General features: G+C 37.0%; 18 protein-coding genes and 2 riboswitches. Of the genes, 9 read left to right on the top strand and 9 right to left on the bottom strand.

The genetic code is table 11. From position 1 onward, the window contains the following. The first annotated feature begins 127 nt into the window (after positions 1 to 127). From V7024_RS00975 to V7024_RS00990, 4 genes are all read left to right on the top strand, one after another. Positions 128 to 973 (top strand): MBL fold metallo-hydrolase, encoded by an 846-nt coding sequence (locus V7024_RS00975; RefSeq protein ID WP_335514396.1) that lies wholly within the window; start codon positions 128 to 130, stop codon positions 971 to 973. A gap of 13 nt (positions 974 to 986) precedes the next feature. After that, positions 987 to 1766: a class I SAM-dependent methyltransferase gene (locus tag V7024_RS00980; protein ID WP_335514399.1), complete on the top strand. Its 780-nt coding sequence runs from the start codon at positions 987 to 989 to the stop codon at positions 1764 to 1766. Positions 1767 to 1896: 130 nt separating this feature from the next. Beyond that, the gene (locus tag V7024_RS00985; protein WP_335514401.1) at positions 1897 to 2340 is read left to right on the top strand and encodes a GNAT family N-acetyltransferase; all 444 of its coding nucleotides are present in this window, start codon (positions 1897 to 1899) and stop codon (positions 2338 to 2340) included. Positions 2341 to 2354: 14 nt separating this feature from the next. Beyond that, a complete protein-coding gene (locus V7024_RS00990) occupies positions 2355 to 2717 on the top strand; it encodes an RNA-guided endonuclease InsQ/TnpB family protein (RefSeq protein ID WP_335514404.1) in 363 nt (120 codons plus the stop codon). Between the two features lie 155 nt (positions 2718 to 2872). Here the strand turns inward: V7024_RS00990 and metC are convergent, their stop codons facing one another. Together metC and V7024_RS01000 are read right to left on the bottom strand one after the other, a co-directional pair. Continuing rightward, on the bottom strand, positions 2873 to 4036 hold the full coding sequence (gene metC, locus V7024_RS00995; RefSeq protein ID WP_335514406.1) for a cystathionine beta-lyase: 1164 nt from the start codon (positions 4034 to 4036) through the stop codon (positions 2873 to 2875). Then, positions 4033 to 5145 carry a methionine biosynthesis PLP-dependent protein gene (locus V7024_RS01000; RefSeq protein WP_335514408.1) on the bottom strand — a complete coding sequence of 371 codons (1113 nt, stop codon included), beginning with the start codon at positions 5143 to 5145 and terminating at the stop codon, positions 4033 to 4035. Before V7024_RS01000 ends, metC begins: the two co-directional genes overlap by 4 nt. A 74-nt stretch (positions 5146 to 5219) precedes the next feature. Beyond that, positions 5220 to 5339, bottom strand: a riboswitch (SAM riboswitch). A gap of 201 nt (positions 5340 to 5540) precedes the next feature. Then, a riboswitch (SAM riboswitch) is annotated at positions 5541 to 5651 on the top strand. Between the two features lie 245 nt (positions 5652 to 5896). Here V7024_RS01000 and V7024_RS01005 point away from each other — a divergent pair. From V7024_RS01005 to V7024_RS01015, 3 genes are read left to right on the top strand one after another with little or no spacing between them, the layout of a single operon-like run. Then, positions 5897 to 7732 carry a bifunctional homocysteine S-methyltransferase/methylenetetrahydrofolate reductase gene (locus V7024_RS01005; RefSeq protein WP_335514411.1) on the top strand — a complete coding sequence of 612 codons (1836 nt, stop codon included), beginning with the start codon at positions 5897 to 5899 and terminating at the stop codon, positions 7730 to 7732. Beyond that, entirely contained in the window at positions 7729 to 11130 is a 3402-nt protein-coding gene (metH, locus tag V7024_RS01010) for a methionine synthase (RefSeq protein ID WP_335514414.1), read from the top strand. Before V7024_RS01005 ends, metH begins: the two co-directional genes overlap by 4 nt. A 35-nt stretch (positions 11131 to 11165) precedes the next feature. Then, positions 11166 to 12224, top strand: a complete 1059-nt coding sequence (locus tag V7024_RS01015) for an undecaprenyldiphospho-muramoylpentapeptide beta-N-acetylglucosaminyltransferase (RefSeq protein WP_335514417.1) — start codon at positions 11166 to 11168, stop codon at positions 12222 to 12224. 364 nt (positions 12225 to 12588) lie between these two features. Here V7024_RS01015 and V7024_RS01020 read toward each other — a convergent pair whose 3' ends face one another. From V7024_RS01020 to V7024_RS01030, 3 genes are all read right to left on the bottom strand, one after another. Continuing rightward, a complete protein-coding gene (locus V7024_RS01020) occupies positions 12589 to 13161 on the bottom strand; it encodes a DJ-1/PfpI family protein (RefSeq protein WP_335514418.1) in 573 nt (190 codons plus the stop codon). Further along, positions 13158 to 13733: an AAA family ATPase gene (locus tag V7024_RS01025; RefSeq protein WP_335514421.1), complete on the bottom strand. Its 576-nt coding sequence runs from the start codon at positions 13731 to 13733 to the stop codon at positions 13158 to 13160. The genes V7024_RS01020 and V7024_RS01025 overlap by 4 nt, the downstream gene beginning before the upstream one ends. A gap of 115 nt (positions 13734 to 13848) precedes the next feature. Continuing rightward, positions 13849 to 14541 carry an aspartate/glutamate racemase family protein gene (locus V7024_RS01030; protein WP_335514425.1) on the bottom strand — a complete coding sequence of 231 codons (693 nt, stop codon included), beginning with the start codon at positions 14539 to 14541 and terminating at the stop codon, positions 13849 to 13851. 257 nt (positions 14542 to 14798) lie between these two features. Here V7024_RS01030 and V7024_RS01035 point away from each other — a divergent pair, with 257 nt between their 5' ends. Together V7024_RS01035 and V7024_RS01040 are read left to right on the top strand one after the other, a co-directional pair. After that, a complete protein-coding gene (locus V7024_RS01035; RefSeq protein WP_098918133.1) occupies positions 14799 to 15098 on the top strand; it encodes a hypothetical protein in 300 nt (99 codons plus the stop codon). 304 nt (positions 15099 to 15402) lie between these two features. Beyond that, positions 15403 to 15834: a DUF2621 domain-containing protein gene (locus tag V7024_RS01040; protein WP_098918132.1), complete on the top strand. Its 432-nt coding sequence runs from the start codon at positions 15403 to 15405 to the stop codon at positions 15832 to 15834. Positions 15835 to 15861: 27 nt separating this feature from the next. Here the strand turns inward: V7024_RS01040 and V7024_RS01045 are convergent, their stop codons facing one another. The 4 genes from V7024_RS01045 to V7024_RS01060 all read right to left on the bottom strand — a co-directional run. Then, entirely contained in the window at positions 15862 to 16368 is a 507-nt protein-coding gene (locus V7024_RS01045) for a CcdC family protein (protein ID WP_335514438.1), read from the bottom strand. A gap of 88 nt (positions 16369 to 16456) precedes the next feature. Continuing rightward, entirely contained in the window at positions 16457 to 17164 is a 708-nt protein-coding gene (locus V7024_RS01050) for a cytochrome c biogenesis CcdA family protein (RefSeq protein WP_335514440.1), read from the bottom strand. Between the two features lie 49 nt (positions 17165 to 17213). Beyond that, positions 17214 to 17669 (bottom strand): hypothetical protein, encoded by a 456-nt coding sequence (locus V7024_RS01055; RefSeq protein ID WP_335514443.1) that lies wholly within the window; start codon positions 17667 to 17669, stop codon positions 17214 to 17216. A 13-nt stretch (positions 17670 to 17682) separates the two neighbouring features. Beyond that, positions 17683 to 18066: RRXRR domain-containing protein (locus tag V7024_RS01060; RefSeq protein ID WP_335514446.1), on the bottom strand; the 384-nt coding region annotated here is incomplete at its 5' end.

Here is an 18066-nt window from a genome sequence, read left to right on the forward strand (position 1 = left end):
ATTTATATTACAATCTTACCATATTTTATTTTTCTTTCAATAATGGAAATGAAAAAAATTTTGATAATTTGAAAGGAATTATATATATTAATCTGGAAATTAAGAGAGATAGAAAGAAGGGATAGTCATGAGAATAGAATTTTTAGGAACAGGCGGTGCCACACCAACTCCAAGACCAGGGAGTTATAGCAAAGTAAGTAAAGAGGCGAGAGAAAAAGGGGTGCCATATAGTAGAATGGGACCGAGCGTTTTTATTCACGATCTTAGCCTATTAATTGATACGCCGGAGGAAATACGCTTGCAATTAGAGAGATCTCAAATATTGAAAGTAGAAGCCGGAATTTACTCTCATTGGCATCCAGATCACACAATGGGACGGAGAATTTGGGAAACGATGGCGTTTGAAACGAATAGAGCTTGGGGTACAGCGGTATATGTACCAGAGCAAGTAGCAGAGGATATGAAAACATTTTTAGGATTGTGGGACCATCTGCAATTTATGCAGCAGCAAGGATGGATTGATGTAATTGTATTACGAGATGGGCAATCTTTTGTGAAAAATAAAATAACAGTTGCGCCATTTCGTTTACATGAACAATATATGTATGCATTCTTATTAGAAGAAAAAGAAAAGCGAGTACTTATTGCAATGGATGAATTATATAAATGGGAACCACCTGCTCATTTGATTGGTAATTTAGATGTAGCTATTTTACCAATGGGAATTGTTGAGTTTGTCTGGAAGACGAAAGAGCAAATACGAGACCGTGCTTTAATTGAACACATACGCGAGGCGACGTTTGAAGATACACTAGAAGTAGCGAAACAATTACGAGCAAAGCATACAATTATTACGCACATTGAAGAAGTAGACAATCTTGGATATGATGAATTGAAAGAAATTGAAGCTGAATTACGAGCGGAAGGTATGAATATAACGTTTGCTTACGATACGATGAAAATCGATGTGTAGAGGTGCAAAGTATATGGCTGCATCAAAAGGAAATCTATATGGAAACACAGCTAGATTTTATGATTTAGAAGAGAGACAGGATCATAGAGAAGTATCTTTTTATCTTGAAAGAGCTTCTAAATTCTCAGGTGATATTTTAGAGATTGCTTGTGGGACAGGAAGAATTACTTTGTCCTTAGCTCAAGCTGGCTTTTCGGTATGGGGAATTGATTTATCCGAATATATGTTGCACTTACTTCAAGAAAAGCTACACGCTATGTCTAGTGAAGTTCAGAAGAAGATTCACCTTCAGCAAGCAAATATGACGAATTTTACTATGAATAAGAGCTATGATTTCATCTTAATTCCGGGTATTTCATATCAAGCATTGCTCAAACAAGAAGACCAGATCGAATGTTTGAAAATGGTATATAAACATCTTAAAGATGATGGAGAATTTATATTCAATGTATTTCGCCCGTTTAAGCAATTAGATCAAACTTGGGTTCAACCTGAAGCGGTGCAATGGGAGAAGGTAGATCCGCAAACAGGAAGTGCAATTCAAAAGTCTCATATTGCCAAAGCTATTGATGTAGAAAATCAAATTATTTATCCAGAATATATATTTCGGGTTACACATGAGAATGGGACAAAAGAAGAATTAAGAGAACAGTTGTCTCTTAAATATTACTACTATGAACAAATAACGAATATGATTCAGGATGCTGGATTTACAATCGCTGAGCAATATGGGAATTACGAGGGTGGCTCTATTGAAGATGGATCAGAGTTGATTTTTGTTTGTAGGAAGTAAAAAGGAGAGTTTGCTTACTTCATTAATGAATTGTTGTAGATATGTATGAAAATAAAAGGTTTCTTTCTAATTTAGGAGAATTTGTTTACGGAAACTTATTTTACTGGTGATGGGAGAGAAGCTATATATTATGTCACTTTCAATTCTAAAAGCTAATAATCAAGATGTGAGCGTTATTTTAAAGCATTCTGCAGCTGGGATATATGAAAGTACTGGTAATACAGTTAGCCCTTCGGAAGAAAAGGTATACGAAATGTTTACCGCTATACTGGAAAAAGGGGGATATTATTTAGTAGCTAAAGAAGACGATCAAATACAAGGATGGATTCTTCTTGGTGAAAATAAAGATTACTTTACAGATGCAATTGATGGATTTATCTATGATATATTTGTCTTACCTGAATATCGTGGAAAAGGACTATCTAAGGTGCTTATCCAGCATGGAATTGAGGAGTTAAAATTAAAGGGCTATAAAGAAATAGGTTTAAATGTGTTTGCATCGAATACGGCGAAAGAATTGTATAAAAGATTAGGATTTAAGGAAACTCAAATTTTAATGAAATTATCAATTTAATACATTAAAGCTAGATGGATTTTCTTCATAAACTCAGTTACAATCTTACGAAAGAGTATGCTATTATCGTTGTAGAAAATCTGAACATTCGTAACATGGTTAAAAACAGAAAATTATCGAAATCTATTTCTGATGCAGGATGGGGAATGTTTCGAAACATGCTTGCTTACAAGTGTGAAAATCATGGCGGTGTACTCATTAAAATAGAACCAAATTATACTTCACAAGACTGTTCTTTTTGTGGGAATCGTGTGAAGAAGTCTCTCTCTATTCGTACTCATATTTGTACAAAGTGCGGAATGATATTAGATAGAGATTATAATGCGAGCCTGAACATCTTACAAAAAGGATTAGAAGAATTGCTTATCACAAACTAAAGTCTACAAACTGTAGGGCAAGGTTATGTCCGAACAGTATAAACTACGCCTGTGGAGACTGTGTAAGACGCAGTGGGTCCCCCCACTGCGCAATGGTCTATGAAACAGGAAGCCCCTTCTTCAATCAGGCCGTAAGATGGATAAGGAGGGGTTATTCACGAGGTAACGACTTCTTCAACATACGTAAGTGCATGCTCAAAGTCCGCAATTAAATCGTCTACGTTTTCTAATCCGACAGATAAGCGCAGCAGTGCATTTGAAATTCCACGTTTTTCACGTTCTTCTTGTGACATGGCAGCGTGTGACATTTTTGCTGGATACGAAAGGATTGATTCAACAGCTCCTAAACTAACTGCAAATACGGGAAGTTGAATGTGTGCTAGAAATTGTCGCAGCACATGTTCAGATTCTAGTGTAAAGGAAAGGACCGCTCCTGCTGATTGTGCTTGATTGTGCTGCGTTTCATATCCGAGATGGGATGGTAACCCTGGATAATAGATATCTTTAATTTTGGGATGCTGCTGTAAATAACAGGCGATTTTTTCAGCGTTTCGCGAAGAGTGCTCTAAGCGAACGTGCAATGTTTTTAAACCGCGAAGGACAAGGGAGCAATCTTGTGGTCCTAATATAGCTCCAAAAGAATTTTGTAAAAATCCTACCTTTTTTGCGAGTTCTTCATCTTTTACGATTGCTAATCCTGCGGTAACATCACTATGACCTGCAAGAAATTTTGTTGCGCTATGGAGAACGATATCAGCCCCAAGTTCTAGTGGTTTTTGGTAAAGGGGTGTTAAAAATGTATTATCAACAAAAGTGAGCGCACCAATAGATTTTGCAAGTTCACAAACGGCGCTAATATTTGTTACTTTTAATAATGGATTTGATGGTGTTTCAACGTAAAAAACTTTTGTATTAGGACGAATGTTTTGTTTTACCTCTTCTAAATTTGTCATGTCAACAAATGTGTGTGAAACGCCGTAACGAGAAAGAACTTCCGTTATAATTCGGTATGTCCCCCCGTATACGTCTTCAGAAATAAGGACATGGTCTCCTTGCGATAAAAGAAGAAAAGTTGTTGAAATCGCAGCCATGCCAGATGAAAAGGCAAATCCTTTGCTTCCGCCTTCTAGTAAAGCGATTAGTTCCTCGAGAGCTTCGCGTGTTGGATTTCCAGAACGACTATAATCATATTTTCCAAATGTATCTACATCAAATTGATGAAATGTAGATGTATTATAAACAGGAACATTTACAGCACCTGTTTGTTTGTCATGCTTAAAACGATTATGAAGTAAAAGTGTATCTAGGGAATAACTCATATTCTCACTCCTTCTTTTACTTGTTTTAAAGTTTGCTGTAAGTCTTGAATCAAATCATCTTGGTTTTCAATTCCTACGGAGAAGCGAAGTAGACGATTACAAACGCCTCGTGCAGTGCGAATATCTTCTGGTATATCGGCATGTGTTTGTGTTGCTGGGTATGTAATAAAGCTTTCTACACCGCCAAGACTTTCTGCGAACGTAATAAGAGAAAGTGATTGCAAGAACGGATCAATCCATGCTTCTTCTCGTAGTTTAAAAGAGATCATACCGCCTTTTCCTGGATAATACACATCGGTTATCGCTTCTTCTTCTTGTAAATAAGAAACAATTGCTTTTGCATTCTCTTCGTGCTGCCTCATGCGCAGCGCTAATGTTTTCATGCCGCGTATTAAAAGCCAAGAATCAAATGGGCTTAACACAGCTCCAGATGCGTTGTGATAGTGAGCGAGTTCTTCGCATAATTTTGCCCCTTTTGCAACAACGAGTCCGCTTAATACGTCATTATGACCACCTAAATACTTTGTAGCGCTATGCAGGACAATATCAGCTCCTATTGTTAATGGTTGTTGTAAATAGGGTGTGTAAAATGTGTTATCAATAATAAGGAGCAGGTCGTGCCGCTTTGCAACGGCAGCAACTGCGGCAATGTCGGTTATTTGCATAAGTGGATTTGTTGGTGTTTCTATGAAAATGGCTTTTGTTTTCGGTGAAATTGCTTTTTCAATTTCTTCTATATGCTGCGTATCTACATATCTACATCGAACATCCCATTTTTGCTCGTGCTCTGTAAATAAACGATATGTTCCGCCGTATAAATCTTCAGATACAATCAGTTCGTCACCAGAGCGGAATAATGAAAGGACAAGAAGAACAGCAGCCATTCCTGAGCTACAGGCATAGCCTTGTTCACCTTGTTCTAAGTCAGTGATTGCACGCTCTAATAAAAGGCGTGTTGGGTTTCCAGTTCGGGAATAATCAAACCCAGTTGACTTTCCAATTCCTTCGTGGCGATAAGCTGTGGAGAAGTAAACGGGTGGATTGACTGCTCCAGTTGTTGTTTCACTGCGATTTCCAATTTGGGCAAGCTTTGTTTCGATTGTAGACATAATAAAATTCCTCCTTAGTGCAAAATAAAAAAGCCTTCTAAGAAGAAGGCTTTTTTATGACGAATATAGTCTTCTTCTTATCTGTCAAATCATTTCTCAATTTGCTGGAATTAGCACCTTATTAACAAATAAAAAGCTTGTTAATGGTTGCTGAGGCGTCATTGGGCCAGTCCCTCGACCTCTCTCGATAAGAATTCGAAATATGAAGTTTTTAATTATGTTTTTTACTTTACAATAAATTTAGAAAGAAACGCAACTATTTTTTGAATAATTTTATTTTTCTTTCTTTTTGTTGACTTTCGTACTTTAACATGCTAAATTAGTAAAAAAATTAACAAAGATTGTTAATAAGTGAACGGATGATGTTCGCTTTTTGAAAACATAATTGAATGAAACTCTTATCAAGAGTGGTGGAGGGAAAGGCCCTGTGAAACCCAGCAACCTTCAAACAACATGTTTGAAACGGTGCTAAGACCTGCGGAACAAAGCGTTCTGAATGATAAGAGGAGGATAAAAACCCCCTCTTCATTAAGAAGAGGGGGTTTTTATATAAATACAAATTAAAAACCCCTTTCTTTCTGGGGGGACGAGAGCGTCTGGCCATGTATAGAAGCGGTCAGGGCCTTTTCCTGCCACATATAAGGTTTAAAACAAAAGGAGAAAGCGACTGTAGGTTTTGTTTTGCATAGAAGTGACTTATATGTCGAAAAAGCAAAATAGATTTATATATTGACTGAAGAGAGGGAGACATGTGAAATTACTAGATTTATTGCAAAGAGGAATTGTGATTGGGGATGGAGCGATGGGAACGTTGCTGTATTCTCATGGTTTACAAAGTTGCTTTGAAGAATTGAATGTATCTGAACCAGAACGGATTATTTCGATTCATAAACAATATGTTGCAGCAGGGGCAGATGTTATTCAAACCAATACATATGGAGCAAACGAAGGGAAACTTCGCATGTACGGTCTTGAGGATCGCGTAAAGAAAATTAACCGAGCCGCTGTAAGACATGCAAAAGAAGCTGTAACAGAAAAGAATGCAATCGTTGGGACCATCGGTGGAATGAAACATATTGGAGCAGTTACAACCACTGATATGGAGCGCGAATTTATGCTCTTAGAGCAAGCAGATGCCCTATTAGAAGAAAGTGTGGATGGGCTATTATTAGAAACGTTTTACGATGAGTTTGAATTACTTCATGCAGTGAAAGTATTAAGTAAGCAAACAAATGTCCCTCTTATTGCGCAGCTTGCCCTTCACGAAGCTGGTACAACTCAAAACGGAAATAGTGTGGATGATGTATTGAAGCAGCTTATAGAGTACGGTGCAAATGTGGTCGGATTAAATTGCCAGTTAGGACCGCTTCATATGATTGAATCGTTTAAAACGATAGAAATTCCTAAATATGGTTACTTATCTGCGTATCCAAATGCTGGTCTTCCTAAATATGTAGAAGGTCGTTACGTATACGAAGGAAGCCCGGCTTATTTTGAAGAGATGGCGCCGGCATTTATTAAGCAAGGCGTTAGGCTTCTAGGAGGCTGTTGTGGTACAACTCCTGCCCATATCGAAGCGATGAAGCGAGCGCTTGAAAATGAGTACCCTGTTACAGCCAAAGAAGTTGTAAAGCGAGCGGAAGTAATAACAACGCAGCGTGTAAATGTAGTGGATCGAATTACATTAGCAGAAAAAGCGAAAAAGGAAACGACGGTGATTGTTGAGCTAGATCCGCCTAAAACGTTGGATACACAGAGATTTTTTGAAGGAGCAAAGGCGTTGAAGCGTGCCGGAGCAGATGCGATTACGTTAGCAGATAATTCATTAGCATCGCCTCGTGTATCAAATATGGCAATGGGAGCGTTATTAACAAAGCATGATATCCCTATATTAACTCATTTAACGTGTCGTGATCATAATGTGATTGGGCTGCAGTCTCATTTACTTGGATTAGCAGCACTCGGTATGGAGGAAGTATTGGCATTAACCGGAGATCCTGCGCGGGTTGGTGATTTTCCTGGTGCAACATCTGTATATGACTTGTCTTCGATAGAACTCATTAAAATGATTAAGGAAATGAACAATGGCCGTTCTATTTTAGGAAAAACAATTGGAGCAGCTACCCATTTTTCGATTGGCGGGGCTTTTAATCCGCATGTTAGGCATATCGAGGCCGCTGTAAAACGTATGGAGAAAAAAATTGCAGCTGGTGCGGAGTATTTTTTAACGCAACCCATTTATGATGCGGCAGTCATTCGAAATGTATATGAAGCAACGAAGCATATCGAACAGCCAATTTTTATTGGAATTATGCCGCTTGTAAGTAAACGAAATGCAGACTTTTTACATTTTGAAGTGCCAGGTATTACTCTTCCAGAAGAAGTGAGAAGGCGTATGGACGGACATAAAACATCAGAAGAAGCAGTGACAGAGGGAATTCATATATCTAAAGAATTAATTGATGTAGCAATGGAGTTATTTAATGGTATTTATTTAATTACACCATTTTTAAAATATGAAGTGACAGAAGCGCTCGTTCGGTATATTCAAGCAAAGAAAGAGCAGAAAGAAGGAATGAATGTATGAGACAAATCGAGGAAAGATTGCAGCAAGAAATTTTAATACTAGATGGTGCAATGGGAACGATGATTCAGCAAGAAGACCTTTCAGCTGCAGATTTTGGCGGAGAAGAATATGAGGGCTGTAATGAATATTTAGTAAAAACACGGCCGGACGTTATTTTACATATTCATAAAGCGTATATTGAAGCAGGAGCAGATATTATTGAAACGAATACATTTGGTGCAACAAACATTGTACTCAGTGATTATAACCTTTCTCACTTAGATGAGGAGTTGAATGAAAGAGCGGCTCGATTAGCAAAACAAGCTGTCAAAGCAAGCGGTAAAGAGGTATATGTAGCCGGTGCAATGGGCCCAACGACAAAAGCGATTAGTGTCACAGGTGGTGTTGCTTTTGAAGAACTTATTGAGGCATATACAAGACAAACACGCGGTTTACTGCGCGGCGGTGTAGATTTGTTACTTGTAGAAACCAGTCAGGACATGCGCAATGTAAAAGCAGCCTGTTTAGGAATTGAAAAGGCATTTATTGAGGCAGAGAAAAAAGTTCCGCTTATGATTTCAGGAACAATTGAACCGATGGGAACGACGTTAGCTGGGCAAACAATTGAAGCATTCTATTTATCGGTAGAGCATATGAATCCATTATCGGTTGGATTAAACTGTGCAACAGGACCAGAGTTTATGAGAGAACATATTCGTTCACTTGCAGAGTTATCTGAGTGTTGCATCTCTTGTTATCCAAATGCTGGACTTCCAGATGAAGACGGGCATTATCATGAATCCCCGCAGTCACTTGCTCATAAAGTGAAACAGTTTGCAGAAGAAGGCTGGGTGAACATTGTTGGTGGGTGCTGCGGGACAACGCCAGCGCATATTCGTGCGATGAAAGAGGCGCTGCTATCATTTGATCCCCGTGTGAAACGAGAAAGAAAAGGTCATGGGATTAGCGGACTTGAAGCGTTGCAATATGAAGATTCCATGCGCCCGTTATTCGTTGGAGAGCGCACGAATGTAATCGGTTCACGTAAATTTAAACGTCTTGTTGCAGAAGGGAATTTTGAAGAAGCAGCGGAAGTAGCAAGGGCGCAAGTAAAGAAAAATGCCCATATTATTGATATTTGCATGGCAGACCCAGACCGGGATGAAATAGAAGATATGGAAAATTTCTTGCAAGCTGTAACGAAAGTATTAAAGGTACCAATTATGATTGATTCGACAGATGAGCAAGTGATGGCGCGAGCTCTTACTTATTTGCAAGGAAAAGGAGTGATTAACTCTATTAACTTAGAAAATGGAGAAGAGCGTTTTGAAGAAGTGATTCCACTTATTAAACAGTACGGATCGGCTATTGTTGTGGGAACAATTGATGAAATTGGTATGGCGGTAACGGCTGAGCGGAAGCTTGAAATTGCCAAAAGAAGTTATGAACTTTTAACAACAAAATATGGAGTACGTCCGTCAGATATTATTTTTGACGCGCTTGTCTTTCCAGTTGGAACAGGTGATGAAGAATATATCGGTTCAGCTGCAGCAACAATTGAAGGCATTCGGCTTATAAAAGAAGAGATGCCTGAATGTTTAACAATATTAGGTGTAAGTAATATTTCATTTGGTTTGCCGCCAGCAGGACGCGAAGTATTAAATTCGGTCTTTTTATATCATGCAACAAAGGCTGGGTTAGATTATGCCATTGTGAATACCGAAAAGCTAGAGCGTTATGCTTCTATTTCTGAAGAGGAAAAGGCATTGGCGAATGCTCTTTTGTTTGAGACGACAAAAGAAACGTTAGAGGAATTTACAAATTTTTATCGAAACGTGAAGAAAAAAGAAGTCGTGGCAGCTGAAACGTTAACGCTTGATGAGCGATTATCTCATTATATTGTAGAAGGGACAAAACAAGGATTACATGATGACTTGCGAATCGCGCTAGATGAAGGAAGAGCGCCGCTTGCCATTATTAACGGACCGCTTATGACCGGCATGGATGAAGTGGGACGTTTATTTAATAATAATGAGCTTATTGTTACAGAGGTGCTACAAAGTGCGGAAAGTATGAAAGCAGCTGTTGCGTATTTAGAGCCGTATATGGAGACAAGTGATAGTGCAAAGAAAGGGAAAGTACTACTTGCGACAGTAAAAGGTGATGTGCATGACATCGGTAAAAATTTAGTGGAAATTATTTTATCGAATAATGGATATGACATTGTAAACCTCGGTATTAATGTGCGATCTGATCGTATTATTCAAGAAGTAAAAGAACAGAAACCAGATATTATTGGTTTATCAGGATTACTCGTTAAATCTGCGCAGCAAATGGTAACAACAGCAGAAGACTTAAAAGCGGCTGATATTGACGTTCCGATTGTTGTAGGAGGTGCTGCGCTGACGCGGAAATTCACAGAAACGCGGATATCTCCTTCTTATCAAGGGCTTGTTCTATATGCAAGTGACGCGATGACAGGATTAGATCTTATCAATCGCCTGCAAAACGAAGAAGAACGAGAAAAGATGCGTGAGGAAAAAGCGAAGCGTCACTTACATGTTGTTGTAGAAGAAGTGAAAAAACGAGTAGAGGTACCGATTCAAATTGAAAAATTACCGTCAGCACCAGTAATGGTACCGCATTCTACAAAACGTGTCGTTCTGCGTGATATTTCAGTAGCACATCTTGCTCCGTTTTTAAATCGGCAAATGTTACTTGGACATCACTTAGGTTTAAAAGGGAATGTGAAAAAGTTGCTACAGGAAGGAGATAGAAGGGCCCATGAATTGAATGACTTAATCGATGAATTGCTTCGCGGGGAAGAATCATGGTTACGTCCGAGCGCTGTATATCAATTCTTTCCTGCACAAAGTGAAAATCAAGACATTTTAATTTATGATCCAGAAGATCAAAATCGTGTGCTAGAGCGTTTTACATTTCCAAGACAAGGAAAAGCACCGCATCGCACGCTTGGTGATTACTTGCGCCCGGTTGGAGATGAAATGGATTATGTTGCTTTTCTAGCTGTAACGGTTGGGAAAGGTGTCCGTGCCGTAGCAGAAAAGTGGAAAGAACAAGGCGATTATTTGCGTAGCCATGCGATTCAATCACTTACGCTGGAACTTGCAGAAGGATTAGCTGAAAAAACACATATGCTCATCCGTGATCGCTGGGGATTTCCAGATTCACCAAATATGACGATGAAAGAGCGGTTCCGAACAAAGTATCAAGGAATTCGCGTTTCTTTTGGCTATCCTGCCTGTCCAGAACTTGCTGATCAAGAAAAGTTATTCCGGTTGCTTCGCCCTGAAGAAATTGGAATTTCCTTAACGGAAGGGTTTATGATGGAACCAGAGGCTTCTGTATCGGCTATGGTGTTTGCTCATCCAGAAGCGCGTTATTTCAGTGTGTTATAATTAAAAGTAAAACTTTTACTAAAAGGAGACATACTGTGAAGACGATTATATTTACAGGCGGGGGTTCTGCTGGTCACGTTACGCCGAACTTAGCGCTTATACCACATTTTCAAAAGAGCGGTTGGAAGGTGTGTTATATTGGTTCACATAATGGAATCGAAAAGACGATTATTGAAAAAGAAGGGATTCCTTATTATGGAATAGCGAGTGGAAAGCTTCGCCGTTATTTTGATTTAAAAAATATAAAAGACCCCTTTCTTGTTATGAAAGGGGTTATGGATGCGTATTTCCTTATTCGAAAGTTAAAACCGGATGTTATTTTTTCAAAAGGCGGTTTTGTGTCTGTACCAGTTGTAATTGGAGCGTGGCTAAACCGTGTTCCTGTTTTTTTACACGAGTCTGATATGACGCCCGGACTTGCAAATAAAATTGCTCTTCGCTTTGCTTCGAAAATATTTGTTACGTTTGAAGAAGCGAAAAAACATTTACCGAAAGAAAAAACAGTATTTACTGCTTCACCTGTGCGAGAAGAGGTATTGCAGGGAAGTCGAAACAAAGGACTGCATTTTTTACGATTCACTGCATCAAAACCAGTTATTACGGTTATGGGAGGCAGCTTAGGAGCACGGCGCATTAATGAAGCAGTACGCGGTGCATTACCAAACCTCTTGCAAAACTATCAAATTGTTCATTTGTGCGGGAAAGGCAATATTGACGAAAAACTTGAGAATACGCCGGGATACAAGCAATTTGAATATGTTCACGATGAACTTCCTGATATATTAGCGGCAACTGATATTGTCATTTCTCGTGCAGGATCCAATGCGATTTTCGAGTTTTTAACATTACAAAAGCCAATGTTATTAATTCCTCTTCCAAAATCTGCGAGCCGAGGGGATCAAATTTTAAACGGACAGTCTTTTGAAAAACAGGGATATGGACGTGTGCTATTTGAAGAATATATAACAGAAACGTTGCTAATTGAACATGTAGAAGAACTGTATAAAAATCGTTTGCAGTATAAAAGATCGATGCAGCAATATAACGGACAAGAAGCTTTGCAAACGATTATTGATTATATAACAAAAGCATGATTTCTATGAAATCATGCTTTTGGAGCTGTCTGTAAATAAAATCGGTAACTACTCAGTCACTCTATGAAAAACCGATAGAAAAGCATTTTTTTAAGTGGTCGAGAGGGACTGGCTATGTATAGTAGCGGTCGCCACGCGCAAAGTTTTAAAACAAAGAAAGGTAGCGAGGTGTGGGTCCATTTTTACCTTCATGGCAGCAATTATAGGTAAGCGTATTTTCACTGGAATTATACTCCTTACCAAACTTCTAAATGAAATGTATGGCTGAGTAGTTACAAAATAATTAACATTGTTCGACACCAACAAAGCTGTCTCTCCTAGACAAAGACAGCTTTGTTTTATAAAAAAGATTTTTTCTAGCATACTATAACTCTTTCAACATACTTTCCATCATTACGTTTCTTTGTCCACGATAAAAATTACATTTATGTTCTGTATATACCCTGCAATATTTAGCTACAGCAAGTCCAAATTCTACAAATGCATGTCCTTGTGCTGTAATAATATTATTATACTGAACTATATCTTTGTATGTAAAATGAGCTTTCGAAAAACAATCCAACTTTCTATAATCTAATGTGACTGTATAAGGTACATGCTGCAGAATACCAGCAGCAGCTAATACAAACGGTCCTCCACATATCGCCGCAACTAGCTTCTCTTTTTTATACATTTGGCGTATAAGTTCAAATAATATTTCTGAATCTTTGGTGTGTACTAAATCGCCACCAGGAATAATAATCCCTTCATAATCATCTACACAAATCTCACTTAATTCATAATGTGGTTGTACTTTTAAACCTGTTTCACTTACAACAATCTTTTTCGTTAATCCAACTGTTTCAATTACATAAGAATCTTTCAAAATAGCAGTAGCAACTGTAATTTCAAATTCTGCAAAAGTAGGGTAAATTAAAACTAATATTTTTTTCCTCATATCCTAGTCTCCTCTAACCATTTTACAAAACATTGTTCTACTTCTTCTACTAACTTTACTTCTACATTCAAATATGTAACCGGAAATTGTTCATACCATCTTTTCTCTATTTCTATTAATTTCATTTGTTCTTCAAACGTGCTTCGTTTTCTTACATCAAATTCTTTTCTTTTTTGTAGTACTTCTGTTGAAGATGTTAAATAGAAAATGGCCTGTGAGCGACATTTTCGTAGTTCTCTTAATTCATTTGACATTTCTTTTTCAATGTCCCAATCTTTCCCTATTAATTTTGGATAGTACAATGTATAAAACTCAATATCTTCTGGTCCACGATCAAAAATAGTGGTGCCATTAGATAGCTGCCGAAACTCTTCTATTTTCGCTTCGATAAAAAGTTTCTGATTTGTGATAAAACCTTCTTTCGTACCAATATCTAAATGCATTGCTTTTCTCTTTTCAACAATCGGATATGGATTTTCATATATAACCCTCATCCCTCTTTGTTCCAATCTTTTTGCTAATGTTGTTTTCCCACTCGCCATAGGCCCTTGTAATGAAATAATACGTTTCATTTCCCTCATCCTTTTTATCCAAAAGCTTCTTATCATTCTTTAAAGCTTTTAATCTAATCCCCACTTTTTGTTCACTCTTTGAGCCACTCCCTCCTTTCATTTGAGTTGAATGCACTCAACCTTCTAAAGATTTATTAACAGCCTCAACAGCATGTATGAAAGTCGTATCAAATAACGGAACTCTAGAATCCTCTTGTTTTACTAATAACCCAATTTCTGTACAGCCTAATATAATTCCTTCAGCTCCGTTACAAACTAAACTTTTAATCACTTCTTTGTAGTAATCTCTTGATTTTCGAGACACTTTTCCTAAACATAGTTCTTCATAAATCACTTTATTTACAATTTCTCTATCATTTTCATTTGGGACTATCACCTTTATACCGTTCGATTCTAATCTAGATTTATAAAATTCTTGCTCCATTGTATATTTTGTTCCAAGTAAACCTACTGTGCTAATTCCTTCTTTTTTTACTTGATAAGCTGTAGCATCGGCGATATGTAAAATAGGGATATTTATTTTTTCTTTTATGTCATCTACAACCTTATGCATCGTATTTGTGCATATGACAATGAAATCAGCGCCACCTTTTTCTAATGAACATGCAGCTTCACCCAATACTTCACCAGCTTGTTTCCAGTTACCCTTTAATTGATAACGTTCAATTTCGTCAAAGTCAACGCTATATAATAGGCACTTTGCTGAATGCAATCCTCCTAATTTTCTTTTTACTTCTTCGTTAATAATCCGATAATACTCTACAGTTGATTCCCAGCTCATTCCGCCAATAAAGCCAATCGTTTTCATCATTTTCCTCCTTACAAAAAATCTTCCTTAATAATTATATAGAATTTTCAAAATTATAAGCAAGATACTTATCACCTTGTTTCCTATTTCTATCTGTCTTATAATTAAAAACAGAGATTAATTTGAACGTATTTTTCCGCTATGTAAGCTTGGATGTCCAAGCTTACATTATTTTTTGCTTTTCCTTTTCTTTTAAAAGGGGTATACTATACAGGAACATATGTTCTTTTCAATACATACAGTAAGGAGTTTGAACAATGGTATACGACACAAAGGTACGATCATGGAACGAAACATTAAAACAATTACAAAAGCGTTATACTGGATTAGCAGTTGAAAATCGTAAGCAGCTTGAAGACATTGAACTTATGACTTTCTTTCAAGACAACGAATATATCGCCCTTCCTACACACATTAGCGGCTTATCAGCAGCACGCTTTACTTCTTACTCTATTTTCACTAATGAAGACAAAGATCGCAAAGTTGGCACGCTTATCATTGAATATTTAGAAGATGATAATGATATATTATCTGTTGAACAATTATACTTCGTTTAGCTTACAACGCTTGGCCACAATGGCCAAGCGTTCTTGCTTTCTATCAATCTCACTGCTTATAATACTAGTAAAGGAAAACTGCTATATAAATACAAATTGAAAAACCGACATACCCCCCCTTTCTTTTTAGGGAGGACGAGAGCATCTGGCCGTGCATAGGAACGGTCAGTGCCTTTTCCTTCCACATGCGAGATTTAAAACAAAGGGAGCAAGCCAGTAGCAGTCCTGTTGTATTCTACATAGCAGCGATTTATATGTCGAGAAATAAAAATGGATTTATATAGCATAAAGGAGGGGGTTCAATTTGCTTGAAGGGTGGTTCAGTTGGTTTATTGTTACTTGGACTGTCATTTTACTAGGGCTAATGTCCATTGGTGGATATTTTATGTTCCGAAAATTCTTAAAACGATTACCAAAAGAAGATGGCATGTCTATTCTAGATTGGGAAGAGCATTACATTAATGAGACACGGCACTTATGGGATGAAGAGCAAAAACAATTATTAGAGGAACTTGTAAGCCCAGTCCCTGAACTTTTCCGCGATGTTGCAAAATCAAAAATTGCCGGTAAAATCGGAGAGTTAGCTTTAGAAGAGAAAGCATCCAAAATAACTGAAGATTTAATTATTAAAGGGTATATTGTAGCAACTCCAAAGCGAGATCATAAATTTTTAATAAAAAAATTAAAAGAAAAGCAAATTGATTACACACGTTATCAATCGTTATTCGCAAAATAAAAAACCTCAAAAACATTTTGAGGTTTTTTACGTTAACTTCATATCTTTTTCATTATAAAAATCTTCTTGTTTTTTCATTTCCTTTTGTAATTTCGTAAAGGAACGATACATTGCAATGCGCCAAGATACAATCATTGCAAACGCAAGTAAGAAAAACATGCCACTTAATTGTCCTACTTCAAGTGACTGACTTAAATAGGATTTAAATACAATACGTACAACAAGTAAACCGATTAAAATAAAGATAAACGCTTTAGAACGTATTAAGTAAATCTCATGTCCACGCACTTCAAATTTTGATGTTTTAATAAGAAAGATAGAAAAAATTAACCCTACAGCAATTGCTTCGAATATTTCTGATGTTGTTAAGCGAAATTCAGGAAGCAGATACATACATGCTCCTGTACTCATAAAAATTGGTGGAAGCACAATTTTTTTCAAAGTTGCTGGTTTCTTCGCCGCCTTCAAACGAATAAATATGACTCCAACAGCCATACAAATTGCAATAATACTTGATAAGAGAGCTAAATTCATTCGCACTCACCCTTTGTTTTGGAAATAGCAAAAATGTCGTATCATTATATGTATTTCTGTTAGTATTTCCAACTTTTCAACAAAAAAACTAAAACCCTTTAAATCCACCAAATAAATCTGAGAAGAAGATTGTAATTTTTGTAAGTCCATTAAAGTATAGTAATACACCCATCGCAATCATAATATAACCACCGATTGTAACGAACGTTGCACTATGTTTTTTAATCCACGTCATCTTTGTAATAAAGAACGATAAAATAAAGAATGGAATTGCAAAACCAAGTATGTAAGCAATCATATATAACATTGCCGATTGCGGATTTGTTGCAGCAAGTGCAATAACCGATACTAAAATCGGACCTGTACAAGGCGTCCACCCGGCAGCAAATGCAATTCCAATTAGAGTAGAGCCAAAATAGCCACTCGGTCTGCTTTTAAATGTGATTTTGCGATCCTGCATTAAAAATGTTGGTTTAAACACCCCTGTGATAACGAGACCGAACGCAACGATAAAAATTGCTCCTAATTGACGAATTAAATTTTGATAATCTACAAAAAACTTCCCGACATAGCTTGTTCCAAAACCAATCGCAATAAAAATTATTGAAAATCCAATTAAGAAAAATGCAGTATGCAACATACTCCGTTTCCGAAGCATTGCATTCTCTTCCTTCAAATCAGAAATGGACATCCCTGTTATGTATGATAAAAATGCTGGATAAAGCGGTAAACAACAAGGGGAGATAAACGATAAAAAACCTGCTCCAAATGCTAAAAATAGATTAATGTCTTGCATATTATGCCTCCTTCAAAAAATATACATAAAAGTATTCATGTGTGGTCATTCATAGGAAATACAACCCTCTAAATCTATACTTTAGTACACTTTTTCTTGCATTTACTCTTTTTAGGTGTTTCTCTTTTGTTTGAATATTAATTTGTAACTTATCTGGGTACATTGCAGTAATATAGCCAACATGAGTTACCTTTTTTGTGTCTGTATATTGTACAATATCTCTATGGCTAAACCCATAAGTTTCAGAATGTATCGCTTTCGTTTTCTTTCTGATTGGTTTAATGACCCAGTCTTTTATGTTTGTATCATTGATCTCTAACCCACAAATAACTAAAGCGTCATTAGAATGTGACTTTTCAATACCCCAATCTATTCTCCTATTTGCAGTATCTCCACCACTTGTTAAAAGCAAAGTACCATACTGAGATAAGTGTTGTTGTAACCAGTTTTTACCTTGCATAACGTGTTGAGCAAAGTCTAGCCGTAAACTCTTTCCGTTAATCATTTTTTGATACTTATCAACAAACTTTTCTTCTTTGCTCCATTAGCTTTGATACATCTTTTCGATGTTCAATAGTAGCTTTAAAGATTGGCTTGTTTTTTGTTTTACATTCTTGTACTAACCCAACCCCAACGTGTAAACTACCATCGTCTATCCCCAACCTAATTTTATAATCTACATCTTCCACTGACTTATGAAGTTGAATTACCATTGGGTATTTTGCAACAAGTTTTTCTCTTTTCTTCCTAATTAAGTACCATCCATTGTTGACACTTGTAGGAGCTAATTTTCTTCCTCCTACATCCAATACAAAACAATATTCTTTGTCTTTATTTTTAGTCATCTCTGACCAGCCATCCTTTCGGAGAATTTCGCTTTTTACCAATGACAGATGAGAGTT

This window comes from Bacillus sp. JJ864 (genome assembly GCF_036963045.1).
Lineage (GTDB): Bacteria > Bacillota > Bacilli > Bacillales > Bacillaceae_G > Bacillus_A > Bacillus_A pseudomycoides_C.